We start from the raw sequence: 12,999 nt of genomic DNA on the forward strand, positions 1-12,999 counted from the left end.
CCTCCTAAAATTAATAATCGCCTATGGTTTCGGGGTTTTGTGCCAAAGCAGTTTCCAGTTGTTCATCATTAGGTGCTTTTCCATGCCATGCATGGGTACCCATCATAAAATCAACGCCGTTCCCCATTTCAGTATGAAGTAACACACATACAGGCTTTCCTTTTCCTGTAAAAGTTTTGGCTATTTTCATACCTTCACGAATGGCTTCCAGATCATTCCCTTTTTCAATTTCGAGAACCGTCCAGCCAAACGCTTCAAATTTAGACCTTAGGTTACCCATAGGCATTACATCATCTGTAGAGCCGTCAATTTGCTTGCCGTTGTAATCAATGGTCGCAATGAGATTATCTACTTTTTTGCCTGCTGCAAACATAGCCGCCTCCCATATCTGGCCTTCCTGTAGCTCTCCGTCCCCGTGAAGGCTGTATATTAAGTGGGAATCATTATTTAATTTTTTGGCAAGAGCCGCACCTATAGCGACCGACATTCCCTGGCCTAGCGACCCAGATGCAATACGTATTCCCGGCAGTCCCTCATGTGTGGCAGGATGCCCCTGTAATCGTGAATTAATGTGTCTGAAAGTATTTAGTTCTTCAACCGGGAAATAACCACTTCTGGCCAGTACACTGTAGTACACCGGAGAGATATGACCGTTAGAGAGAAAGAACAAATCCTCGTCATACCCGTTCATGTCAAACCCTTCTTTACGTTCGAGGATCTCATTAAACATTAAGACAAAGAACTCAGTACACCCTAAAGAACCGCCGGGATGTCCTGAATTTACTTTATGTACCATTCGCAGTATATCCCTGCGTACCTGAATTACCAGGTCATTAAGTTGTTGTGTGTGGGTCATTGTAGTTAAATTACTTTTGCGCAAAAGTAAGCCATTAAATAAGGGTAACAAAAACATTATATCACCATTTTTTAACCAAAAGCAGTTAATAAAAACAATTTTAAAACAATATTAAGCAGCGTTGCAAAGCAGTTAATTATCTTTGCCCACTAATAACGGTTTTGGATGATTTTTGATTTAGTAAAAACAGATAACAGCAGCAAAGCCAGGGCAGGAACAATTACTACGGCCCACGGTGTTATACAAACACCTATTTTCATGCCCGTAGGAACATTAGGCACCGTTAAAGGAGTGCATCAAAGGGAGTTAAAAGAAGATATTAACCCTGATATTATTTTGGGGAACACCTATCACCTGTATCTCAGGCCTCAAATGCATATACTGGAAAAAGCCGGCGGACTTCACAAGTTTATGGGCTGGGATCGTAATATACTTACTGATAGTGGGGGGTATCAGGTATATTCACTTTCTGCCAACAGGAAAATTAAAGAAGAAGGGGTAAAGTTTAAATCACACATTGACGGGTCGTATCACGTATTTACTCCTGAAAACGTGATGGAGATACAGCGCAGTATTGGGGCAGATATTATCATGGCTTTTGATGAGTGTACCCCTTATCCCTGCGATCATACGTATGCACGCCGATCTATGCATATGACCCACAGATGGTTAGACCGATGTATAACCCATTTTAAAAAAACACCCGCCAAATACGGTTATGAACAGACCCTTTTCCCTATTGTTCAGGGGTCAGTCTATAAAGATCTAAGGCTACAGTCTGCTGAATATATAGCAGGCAGACAGGCTGAGGGCAATGCCATTGGAGGACTCTCTGTGGGAGAACCTGCAGAAGAAATGTATGCCATGACCGAAGTAGTTTGTTCTGTATTGCCCGAAGATAAACCCAGATACCTCATGGGTGTGGGTACACCTATAAATATTTTAGAGAATATTGCACTGGGTATTGACATGTTTGATTGTGTGATGCCCACCAGGAACGCTCGCAACGGAATGCTTTTTACAGCTCACGGAACCATAAATATCAAAAACAAAAAGTGGGAAGATGACTTCTCCCTTATTGATGAAAACGGGGCTACTTTTGTAGATACACACTATACAAAAGCATATTTACGACACTTGTTTTCAGTTAACGAATTGTTAGGGAAACAAATAGCTACCATTCACAATTTAGGGTTCTATATGTGGTTGGTTCGTGAAGCCAGAAAGCATATATTAGCAGGCGATTTTTACCAGTGGAAAAACAAGATGGTAAAACAAATGGATAATAGGCTTTAATTTGAAAATTATAGACCGGTACATATTGCGAAAGTATCTCAGCACATTTTTTGTGATGATGCTCCTTTTCATACCTATTGGTATTATGATAGATGTGTCTGAAAAGGTAGATAAGATGATTGAGCGAGAAGTACCTTTCGAGATTATCGTATCCTATTACCTGGATTTTACCGTTTATTTTGCCAATTTTCTTTTTCCTATTTTTTTGTTTCTTTCCGTAATCTGGTTTACCTCTAAATTGGCAAATAATACAGAGATCATAGCGATCTTAAGTTCCGGAATATCATATACCCGTTTTCTGAAGCCCTATCTTATGGGGGCCGCTTTTGTAGCAATACTGGCCTTTTTCTTGGGTATGTTTCTGGTGCCAAATGCGAGTAAAGGGTATAATGAGTTTAGATATAAATACCTCAAAAAAAATGTAAAAGACCGGGAAACCACTAATCTTTTTAACCAGCTTAACGACAATGAGTTTATTTATGTAAGTAGTTTTGAACCCAATAACAAAATTGGATATAATTTTACTCTGGAACATTTTGAAGGTACCGAGTTAACCTATAAAATATCCGCAAAAAATATTCGCTGGATCGAAAAAGACAGCCTCTACCGCTTATCTTCTTACGAAATGCGGTATGTAGGAGAAAGAGAAGATTCCATTATTACCCAGAGAAGAAAAGATACACTTTTCTCTTTTAATCTGGACGATCTTACACCGGTATCTTATATAGCAGAGACCAAAAACCTTTTTGAGCTTAATTCATTTATAGAGAAAGAGATTAAAAAAGGTTCTTCTAACATTAATCGTTATCGCCTGGTTCAATACAGGCGCTGGAGTTTTCCTGTTGCAGCATTTATACTTACCATTATTGCAGTAGCGGTATCGTCTAAAAAACGAAGAGGAGGTATGGGCGTTAATCTGGCTCTGGGTATTGCCATAGCATTCATTTATATTTTCTTTGATAAAGTGTTTGGAACTATGGCAGATAAATCGGGTTTTTCGCCATTACTCGCCGTGATCATACCAAATGCTGTGTTTGGAGTATTGGCCTTATACCTGTTACAAAATGCTAAAAGATAGACTGGTAAACTACCTGCATTTACACTTCATTGTTTTTATCTGGGGCTTCACAGCTATTCTGGGGGCTCTTATAAGTCTTGAAGCCTTTTCGTTGGTTTGGTATCGTATGTTACTGGCTTCTGTTTTCATAGGCGCCTATCTCTATATTAAAAAAAAGAGCTTAAAAGTCCCGCGTAGTGTGCAGTTGGGTTTTTTACTGGCAGGTGTGATCATTGCTTTGCACTGGGTTACCTTTTTTGCTGCGATTAAAGTTTCTAACGTATCCATTACCTTAGTAATGATGTCAACCGGTTCATTTTTTACCTCCATAATAGAACCATTTTGGTACAAACGTAAAATGATCTGGTATGAAGTTGTTTTTGGCCTGATCGTTATTTTTGGCGTGTATCTCATCTTTAAAGTAGAGAGGGGGTATGAAGAAGGGATGTTACTGGCACTTGTTTCTGCTTTTTTGGCAGCCGTTTTTAATCTGCTTAACGGGCGTTTTGTACAAAGATATAACCCTACCGTAATTTCGTTTTATGAATTGAGTAGCGGCACGTTATTTCTTACCGTTTTTCTTTTTATAAGCGGGGGGCTTACAGGAGATTTATTTCAAATTACAACTTCAGATTGGGGGTACCTGCTTTTATTGGCTATAGTGTGTACTGCTTATGCTTTTATTGCATCAGTGAAGGTGATGAAGTATATAAGCCCTTATACAGTAATGCTTACCATTAATCTTGAACCTGTATATGGAATACTCCTCGCATTTTTCATACTTGGAGAAAGTGAGAAAATGAACCCTGGTTTTTATCTGGGGGCTCTAATAATTGTTATTATGGTGATAGCCAACGGTGTACTTAAGAATTTTTCGAAACAAAAAGTGCCTCTATAAATACCGTATAATGTTTTATATTTGTGGGCTAACTAACTAACTGCCTAAACGAATGGAATATCTTGAGTTTGAATTGCCTATTAAAGAGTTGGAAGAACAACTGGATAAATGCAGGGTTATTGGTGAAGAGAGTGATATTGATGTGACCGATACCTGTAAGCAGATCGAAAAAAAGCTTGTACAGACCAAAAAAGACATTTACGGGAATCTAACAGCGTGGCAGCGGGTACAATTGTCACGTCACCCTTCAAGGCCTTATACATTAGATTATGTAAAAGCGCTTGCTGGAGATACTTTTCTCGAATTACACGGGGATCGGGGTGTAGGAGACGATAAGGCAATGATTGGTGGTTTAGGGAAAATAGGAGAACAAAGTTTTATGTTTATCGGTCAGCAAAAAGGGTATAATACCAAAACAAGACAATACCGCAATTTTGGAATGGCCAATCCCGAAGGATACAGAAAAGCACTCAGGTTAATGAAATCAGCCGAAAAGTTTGGCTTACCGGTAATAAGCTTTATAGATACTCCCGGGGCATTTCCAGGTATTGAAGCCGAAGAAAGAGGTCAGGGAGAAGCCATTGCCAGAAATATTCTTGAAATGACCCGTTTAAAAGTACCTATTATCGTAGTGATCGTAGGCGAAGGTGCTTCCGGAGGAGCTCTGGGAATAGGGGTAGGAGATAGGGTACTTATGCTTGAAAATACATGGTACTCTGTAATATCACCGGAATCCTGCTCGTCTATCCTATGGAGAAGTTGGGAGTACAAAGAACAGGCAGCAGATGCACTTAAGCTAACCGCTACTGATATGAAAAAGTTACATCTTATCGATGAGATATTAAAAGAGCCTTTGGGAGGTGCCCATTATGACAGGGAAACTACTTTTAAGACCGTTGAAAAGAAAATTGTATCGATTTATGAAGAGCTTAAAAAGTTATCACCAGAAGAGTTGGTGAAACAACGTATGGATAAATATTCCCAGATGGGAGTCTTTAAGGGATAATCAGTAATATTTTATAGACCAGAAGAAAACCGGAGTATAGAACTCCGGTTTTTTTAGCATTGTTAACAGGTTTGCAGTACTTATCAACAATTCACTTGTTAATGAGCAGTGGATTTTGTAACTTTTAAAACACGGGGAGAAGCTATTTAATTTTCTACTTTCGCATTTATGGAAAACACCAAGTCAATACTTAGCCTAAAAACTAAAAGGGGAGATGTTATAAGTTTAGAGAAGGGTAAAATACCTCCTCAAGCTATTGATTTAGAAGAGGTTGTGCTGGGAGCAATGATGATTGATAAAAAGGGCGTTGATGAAGTTATTGATATTCTCCACCCCGAAGTTTTCTATAAAGACGCTCATAGATTTATATATCAATCCATAGTAAAACTATTTGAGAGTTCAGAACCTGTAGATTTATTAACCGTATCTAACCAATTAAAGCAAGATGGTAACTTTGAGCTTACAGGAGGCGACTTCTACCTGATTCAGCTAACACAAAAAGTATCTTCTTCAGCGCATATAGAGTTCCATGCCAGGATCATATTGCAGAAGTACATTCAGCGCAGACTCATTCAAATTTCGGGAGAGATAATCGAAGAAGCCTATGACGAGACCACCGATGTTTTTGATTTGCTTGACAATGCAGAATCCAAACTGTATGAAGTAACCCAGGGAAACATTAAAAAATCTTCTGAAACTGCGCTGAGCCTTGTTATGCAGGCCAAACGAAGAATTGAAGAGATCGCCAATAAAGAAGGATTAAGTGGTATTCCTTCAGGGTTTGATAAACTGGACAAGTTAACGTCAGGATGGCAACCCAGCGACCTCGTTATTATTGCCGCTCGTCCGGGTATGGGTAAAACCGCATTTGTACTGTCAATGGCGAGAAACATTGCCGTAAACTCCAATCTTCCGGTAGCCGTGTTTTCATTAGAGATGTCGTCAGTTCAGTTAATCACAAGATTAATTTCTTCAGAAACCGGCTTGTCATCTGAAAAGCTGCGTACGGGTAAACTGGAAAAACATGAGTGGGAACAGCTTAATGTAAAAGTAAAAGGTTTAGAAAAAGCACCTCTTTTTATAGATGATACCCCTTCGCTTTCCATTTTTGACCTTCGGGCCAAAGCAAGGCGACTTTCATCACAGCATGGAATTAAACTTATCGTAATTGACTATTTGCAACTAATGACCGCCGGAGGCACTCAAAAAGGAGGTAACCGGGAACAGGAAATATCATCAATTTCAAGAAACCTGAAAGCGCTGGCAAAAGAATTGGATGTGCCTGTAATTGCACTTTCGCAGTTATCGAGAGCCGTAGAGACCCGGGGAGGAAGTAAAAGGCCGCTTCTTTCCGACCTTCGGGAATCAGGAGCGATCGAGCAGGATGCCGATATCGTTTCATTTATTTACCGCCCTGAATATTATAAAATTGATGAATGGGATGATGAAGAAAGAACACCCACTCAAGGACAGGCAGAATTTATCGTAGCCAAACACCGAAACGGCGGATTAGATAATATTAGGTTAAAATTTATTGGGCAGTTAGGAAAATTTGATAATTTAGAAAACTTTGATTCCCCATTTGAGTTTCAGTCAAAGATGAATGGAGATGATGAAAACCCATTCACAACTAAAAATCTGCCTAGTGCAGATGAAGCGTTTGGCAGTGCAATGAATGATGATGGGTTTAGCCCTGACGATGATGATGTACCTTTTTAAGACACTTTTTGTATTACAACCCCTGGGTGCAGGCAGGCGTATGGTTCTTTCTGCTCTGTTTTTTCTGTGTTTTTCTTATGCTATGCAGGGTGCATATCTCCTCATTCCTATGGATGCAGATACCCAGAAGAACCATTTAAAAGCATACGGTCTCACATATTGGGTACTCAATAAACAATTAAAAGTAAATTGGTTGCTCAATTATCGGGGTGGTTCTTTTTTATTGCCTTATACCGAAGAAATTCAAAGAGAGTGCCAGATACGGGGCATTTCTTTTGAGGTTCTTTCTGATGTAGAAACCGAAACAATCCTTAAAGAAATTGGGAGCCCTTCCCAAAATCAGGAGGCTGTGGTGCTTGAAAAAGCTCCTAAAATTGCCGTTTATTCTCCCAAAGGAAATCAGCCTTGGGATGATGCGGTCACTATGGTACTCACATATGCAGAGATACCCTATACCGTTATTTATGATGAAGAAGTATTATCTGATGCCCTTTTGTTATATGACTGGCTGCATTTGCACCATGAAGATTTTACGGGACAGTACGGTAAGTTTTATGGCGCTTATCGCTCAGCACCCTGGTACATAGAAGGAAAAAAGCAGGCCGAAGCGTTAGCCCAAAATTTGGGATACACCAAAGTTTCAGAACAAAAACTGGCGGTTGCACTTAAAATAAAAGAGTATGTTTTAGGAGGAGGTTTTATGTTTGCTATGTGTTCTGCTACTGATAGTTTTGATATAGCTTTGGCGGCAGAGGGGGTAGATATTTGCGAACCCATGTTTGACGGGGACCCTTCAGAGCCAAATTATCAAGCTAAAATAGATTTTAATGAAACCTTCGCTTTTACTGATTTTATACTGGAGCGCAACCCCAACAGATACGAATTTTCGTCTATTGATATGACCGAGAGGAGAACGATACCCAGAGAAAGTGATTATTTTACCCTAATGGATTTTTCTGCCAAATGGGATCCTGTACCCACCATGTTGTGTCAAAACCACACAGCATTGGTAAAAGGTTTTATGGGGCAAACCACCAGTTTTGCAAGAGAGCATGTAAAGTCTGACGTTCTGGTACTGGGCGAAAATCGTCTTAATGGAGAGGCCAGGTATATTCATGGAATCAGAGGAAAAGGGTTTTTTACCTTTTATGGGGGGCATGACCCGGAGGATTACCAACACCGAGTAGGAGATCCTAAAACCGAACTGGAACTGCATCCTACCTCTCCGGGGTACCGACTTATTCTTAACAATGTATTGTTCCCAGCAGCAGAAAAGAAAAAACAAAAAACCTGATAAATCACGTGCGCTGTTACTCAGATCCCGGAAAACATTTATGAAGTTTTTTCAGCATCATATACAATTACAACCCATGCGAAGAGGTTTCCACCTAATAACAGACCATGTTGTAAGGGCTATTCCCGAACTTGAGCAGATAGACATTGGCTTTCTGCAGGTTTTCATTAAACATACTTCTGCAGGTTTAACGATAAATGAAAATGCTGATCCAACCGTTAGAGATGATTTTGAAGCGCATTTTAACAAAATGGTGCCGGAAAACGCACCTTATTTCTCACATACATTAGAGGGGCCGGATGATATGCCTGCTCATATTAAATCTTCCCTATTGGGTGCTTCTTTACAAATACCCGTTACTAAAGGGCGTCTAAACCTGGGAATCTGGCAGGGTATTTATCTTTGTGAGCACAGAGACCATGCTTCAGGCAGAGATCTGGTACTCACCGTTTTCGGAAAGTGATCATAAATAAATGCTAAATACCCTTTTTGGCCCTTAGTACGCTCTCCAGAATAATTTCTACGCCAAATTTATCATTGCTCTGCGTTTGAAAACGAGCTGTTTTGATCACATTGGGATGCGCATTTTTCATAGCGTAGCTAAAGTATCCCTGCCGGAGCATTTCAATATCATTGTTATAGTCGCCAAACACCATAGTTTGTTCAGGACTTATACCTAATTCCTGCTGAACCTGTTTCAGAGCATTGCCTTTATGTGCATTGAGGTGGGAGATATCGAGCCATTTTTCGTCTGAAACTTTTATTTGATATAGCCCTTTAAACTTTTTAAGAGAGGGGTACAGGTGCTGCTCAGAGTTATGCATATGATAACATGCCAGTTTTAAAAATACATCATCGGTCACTTTTTTTAGGTCGTTTACAATAGTAACCGAATAGTAATATTTATGAAGAATAGGTATAAACTCTTCAGTGGGGTTTTCAATATACGCTCCTTTTTTACCACACAAAATAAGATGTGTATGTGTAATATTCCTTAAAGGATCAATAAAATTTGATAATTCATCTGGTCGCAAGGTATTGATGAGGAGCTGGTGGTCGCCCTGCATGGCAATACCACCATTTTCGGCAATAACAATAAGTTTATCTTTTATGAGATCCAACTTACTCAAAATGCTTTGATACTGCCTGCCGCTGGCGGCAACGAAATGTACTCCGTAAGATGACAATTCTTCAAACAATTCAAAAAAGCGGGTACTTACCTCCCCTTTAGAATTGAGTAAAGTTCCGTCCATATCGGTAACAACCAGTTGTACATTGGCAAGTTTCATAAGAGTTTTAAAATTTAAAAGTGCACCAGGTTTTTTTACAATTAAAAAGTTAGTCAAATAAACAAAGTTTATAAATAGGGATTTTAACAAAAAAACCTGATAGCATGCTATCAGGTTTTTTAAGCGAAACAGGTGATTATACGTTTATTTTACTTTCTGAACAATTGCTTTAAAAGCTTCCGGGTGATTCATAGCCAGGTCTGCAAGTACCTTTCTGTTAAGATCTATATTATTGGCTTTTAGTTTACCCATAAACTGAGAATACGACATTCCGTGCTGTCTGGCACCTGCATTAATACGGGTGATCCAAAGTGCACGAAAAGTTCGCTTTTTATTTCTACGGTCTCTATACGAGTATTGCATCGCTTTTTCAACCGCATTTTTGGCAACTGTCCAAACGTTTTTACGTCTTCCAAAGTAGCCTTTAGCTTGCTTCAATATTTTTTTTCTTCTTGCCCGTGAAGCAACGGAATTTACTGATCTTGGCATAATTTCTGTTTTTTGTAGCAGGCGGCAGTTATTTCTGCACTTTTTTAGGCGGTCTGTTTTTTGCCCGGCCTGACTCCATGGTTATACTATTAATTGAACCTTGTTAAGCAATTATTTTAATCGTAATTGCTCTAAAATACTGTTTTCATCGTGTGGATGAACCAGTGTTGAGTGCGTGAGTGCGAGCTTACGCTTCTTAGATTTCTTCGTAAGAATGTGGCTCTTAAAAGCGTGCTTTCTCTTAATTTTACCAGAACCTGTAAGCTTAAAACGCTTTTTGGCACTGGATTTTGTTTTCATTTTAGGCATTGTCTTGCTTTAAATTATTACTATTTCGCTTATTTCGGTTTTTTAGGAGCGATAAACATAGTCATACGTTTACCTTCCAGTTTTGGCATTTGTTCAACTTTGCCAAAGTCTTCCAGATCCCGGGCGAGACGTAATAATAAAATCTCTCCCTGATCTTTATACACAATAGACCTTCCTTTAAAAAAAACATAAGCTTTGAGTTTAGCCCCGTCTTTAAGGAACTTTTCTGCATGCTTTTTCTTAAAATCGTAATCATGGTCATCGGTTTGAGGACCGAATCGTATTTCCTTTATTACTACTTTAGAGGCTTTGGCCTTAAGTGCTTTTTCTCTTTTTTTCTGTTCGTACAGGAACTTTTTATAGTCCATTATCTTACATACCGGAGGTTTCGCATTGGGCGAAATTTCCACCAGGTCAAGACCGAGTTCGTCTGCCTTGGCAATAGCAGCTTTAATATTGTAAACACCCATTTCTACATTATCTCCTACCAGTCGTACTTCGGTTACTCGAATATCCTGGTTGATTCTGTGAGGGTTTTTATTTTCTCTTTGTTGGTATCTGTTACCTCTTCTATTATTGTGTCTCAGGGCTATGGCTTAAATAATTTAATTAAACGTACTTTTCTAAAATTGTTTTAAAGTTGTATTGATCTCTTTGTTAACCAATGCTACAAAAGCGTCAACCGTTAAAGAGCCCAAGTCACCTTCTCCGTGTTTTCTAACTGAAATGGTAGCATTTTTTTCTTCATTTTCTCCTACAATCAACATGTAAGGTATTTTTTTCATTTCAGCCTCCCTTATTTTTTTGCCGATCGTCTCGTTTCGGTTATCAATGAGGCTGCGAATTTCGTGATTTTCCAATAAACTTAAAACTTTTTCGGCATATTTTTCATATTTCTCACTGATAGCTAATATGATAGCCTGATCAGGGATAAGCCAAAGGGGAAAGTTTCCTCCTGTGTGCTCCAGTAATATGGCAACAAAACGTTCCATACTGCCAAATGGTGCCCTGTGTATCATTACGGGACGGTGAAGCTCGTTGTCGCTCCCTTTGTAAGTAAGGTCAAATCTCTCGGGAAGATTGTAATCTACCTGTATAGTACCCAGTTGCCATTTTCTGCCCAGAGCATCTCTCACCATGAAATCCAGTTTGGGCCCGTAAAAAGCAGCTTCCCCGGTTTCAATAACATAGTTAAGCTCTTTTTCCTTGGCAGCCTGTAATATAGCCTCTTCGGCTTTTTTCCAGTTTTCATCACTCCCAATATATTTATCGGGATTATTGGAGTCTCTTAGTGATACCTGGGTTACAAAATCTTCAAATCCTAAAGATTCAAATACATACATTACCAGATCGATCACATTTTTAAACTCCTCACTTAACTGCTCAGGTGTACAAAATATATGTGCATCATCTTGTGTAAACCCACGTACTCTGGTAAGGCCGTGGAGTTCGCCACTTTGTTCATATCTATATACTGTACCAAATTCGGCATAACGCTTTGGCAGGTCTTTATAACTCCAGGGCCTCGCATTGAATATTTCACAATGATGTGGGCAGTTCATAGGTTTGAGCAAAAACTCTTCCCCTTCATGTGGTGTTGTGATAGGTTTGAAGCTATCTTCTCCGTACTTGGCGTAATGTCCGGATGTAATATACAGCTCTTTATTGCCTATATGAGGTGACACTACCTGTTCGTAACCCGCTTTCTTTTGCGCTTTTTTAAGAAATTGCTCCAATCGCTCTCTTAGCGCGGCTCCTTTGGGTAACCATAAAGGTAATCCTTGTCCTACTTTTTGAGAAAACGTGAATAATTCAAGTTCTTTACCCAGTTTACGATGATCTCTTTTTTTAGCTTCTTCGAGTAAATGTAAATAGGTATTGAGCTCTTTTTGTTTTGGAAATGATATACCATATACACGTGTAAGTTGTTTTTGATTTTCATCTCCTCTCCAGTAGGCACCGGCTACACTTAGTAACTTGACGGCTTTGATGATACCGGTATTGGGAATATGACCTCCCCGACACAGGTCTGTAAAAGTATCGTGGTCACAAAAAGTGATAGTGCCATCTTCCAGATTTTCTATAAGCTCTATTTTATATTCATTGTTTTTGTTCTGGTAATAAGCAAGTGCTTCTGCTTTTGATACTTCACGCATTTTATACAGGTGCTTGCCCTTGGCAATTTCCAGCATTTTGGCTTCAATAGCTGGAAAATCTTTATCTGATATAGTGTGTTCACCAAAATCAACGTCATAATAGAACCCATTTTCAATAGGGGGCCCTATGGTGAGTTTTATACCGGGATATAGTTCTTCCAGTGCCTGTGCCAATACATGAGAAGAAGAGTGCCAGAAAGCTGTCTTCCCTTCTTCCTGGTTCCAGGTATATAGTGTTAAATTACCATCGGTGGTAAGTGGAGTTATCGTTTCAACGGTTTGATCGTTAAAACTGGCAGAAATAACATTTCTGGCAAGGCCTTCACTAATGCTTTTAGCCACATCCATAGGAGTGCTGTTCTTTTCAAACTCCTTTACTGATCCGTCTGGTAATGTAATTTTGATCATGCAAATATTTATTTGAGGTGGCAAAGATAATAGGATGTTTTCAGGCGTACAACAATATATAGTATATAATAAAGAATATAAAATAGTATGACTGGGTTAGTGATGTTCTCTTTATTTTCCTTTCCTAACTAGTTATGTTATAGTTTTTTGCGGATTAAGGATGAGAAAGGGTTGGTTAATGTGGTTGTAATTAGGATTGATTTTTTATATTTGCAGCCGTTT

The 12,999-nt window shown here is 39.1% G+C and carries 13 protein-coding genes; 7 read left to right on the plus strand and 6 right to left on the minus strand.

All coding sequences use genetic code 11. The features are described from left to right. Nucleotides 1-10: 10 nt before the first annotated feature. A complete protein-coding gene (locus WAO84_RS09845; protein ID WP_340065447.1) occupies nt 11-856 on the minus strand; it encodes a transketolase in 846 nt (281 codons plus the stop codon). A gap of 165 nt (nt 857-1,021) precedes the next feature. On the opposite strand from WAO84_RS09845, the gene tgt reads away from it, so the two are divergent. The 7 genes from tgt to WAO84_RS09880 all read left to right on the plus strand — a co-directional run bounded on the left by tgt (nt 1,022) and on the right by WAO84_RS09880 (nt 8,589). Beyond that, nucleotides 1,022-2,152 carry a tRNA guanosine(34) transglycosylase Tgt gene (tgt, locus tag WAO84_RS09850; RefSeq protein WP_340065448.1) on the plus strand — a complete coding sequence of 377 codons (1,131 nt, stop codon included), beginning with the start codon at nt 1,022-1,024 and terminating at the stop codon, nt 2,150-2,152. Nucleotide 2,153: 1 nt separating this feature from the next. Then, nucleotides 2,154-3,230, plus strand: coding sequence for an LptF/LptG family permease (locus WAO84_RS09855; RefSeq protein ID WP_340065449.1), 1,077 nt, complete (start codon nt 2,154-2,156; stop codon nt 3,228-3,230). After that, entirely contained in the window at nt 3,217-4,107 is an 891-nt protein-coding gene (locus tag WAO84_RS09860) for a DMT family transporter (protein ID WP_340065450.1), read from the plus strand. The genes WAO84_RS09855 and WAO84_RS09860 overlap by 14 nt, the downstream gene beginning before the upstream one ends. 52 nt (nt 4,108-4,159) lie before the next feature. After that, complete coding sequence (locus tag WAO84_RS09865) at nt 4,160-5,113, plus strand: acetyl-CoA carboxylase carboxyltransferase subunit alpha (RefSeq protein WP_340065452.1); 954 nt, start codon at nt 4,160-4,162, stop codon at nt 5,111-5,113. Nucleotides 5,114-5,281: 168 nt separating this feature from the next. After that, the gene (gene dnaB, locus WAO84_RS09870) at nt 5,282-6,832 is read left to right on the plus strand and encodes a replicative DNA helicase (protein ID WP_340065453.1); all 1,551 of its coding nucleotides are present in this window, start codon (nt 5,282-5,284) and stop codon (nt 6,830-6,832) included. Between the two features lie 40 nt (nt 6,833-6,872). Then, the gene (locus WAO84_RS09875) at nt 6,873-8,126 is read left to right on the plus strand and encodes an asparagine synthetase B (protein ID WP_340065462.1); all 1,254 of its coding nucleotides are present in this window, start codon (nt 6,873-6,875) and stop codon (nt 8,124-8,126) included. 40 nt (nt 8,127-8,166) lie between these two features. Further along, the gene (locus tag WAO84_RS09880) at nt 8,167-8,589 is read left to right on the plus strand and encodes a secondary thiamine-phosphate synthase enzyme YjbQ (protein ID WP_340065454.1); all 423 of its coding nucleotides are present in this window, start codon (nt 8,167-8,169) and stop codon (nt 8,587-8,589) included. A 13-nt stretch (nt 8,590-8,602) separates the two neighbouring features. On the opposite strand, the gene WAO84_RS09885 is transcribed toward WAO84_RS09880, so the two are convergent. The 5 genes from WAO84_RS09885 to thrS form a co-directional block, all read right to left on the minus strand. Further along, the gene (locus WAO84_RS09885; RefSeq protein ID WP_340065455.1) at nt 8,603-9,415 is read right to left on the minus strand and encodes an HAD family hydrolase; all 813 of its coding nucleotides are present in this window, start codon (nt 9,413-9,415) and stop codon (nt 8,603-8,605) included. Between the two features lie 144 nt (nt 9,416-9,559). Next, entirely contained in the window at nt 9,560-9,904 is a 345-nt protein-coding gene (gene rplT / locus WAO84_RS09890; protein WP_340065456.1) for a 50S ribosomal protein L20, read from the minus strand. 111 nt (nt 9,905-10,015) lie between these two features. Next, a complete protein-coding gene (gene rpmI, locus WAO84_RS09895; RefSeq protein WP_340065457.1) occupies nt 10,016-10,213 on the minus strand; it encodes a 50S ribosomal protein L35 in 198 nt (65 codons plus the stop codon). A 29-nt stretch (nt 10,214-10,242) separates the two neighbouring features. Further along, complete coding sequence (gene infC, locus WAO84_RS09900) at nt 10,243-10,800, minus strand: translation initiation factor IF-3 (RefSeq protein ID WP_340065463.1); 558 nt, start codon at nt 10,798-10,800, stop codon at nt 10,243-10,245. 36 nt (nt 10,801-10,836) lie between these two features. Continuing rightward, on the minus strand, nt 10,837-12,777 hold the full coding sequence (thrS, locus tag WAO84_RS09905) for a threonine--tRNA ligase (RefSeq protein WP_340065459.1): 1,941 nt from the start codon (nt 12,775-12,777) through the stop codon (nt 10,837-10,839). Nucleotides 12,778-12,999: the final 222 nt, after the last annotated feature.

It is taken from the genome of Ascidiimonas aurantiaca (genome assembly GCF_037646345.1).
GTDB classification, from domain to species: domain Bacteria; phylum Bacteroidota; class Bacteroidia; order Flavobacteriales; family Flavobacteriaceae; genus Ascidiimonas; species Ascidiimonas aurantiaca.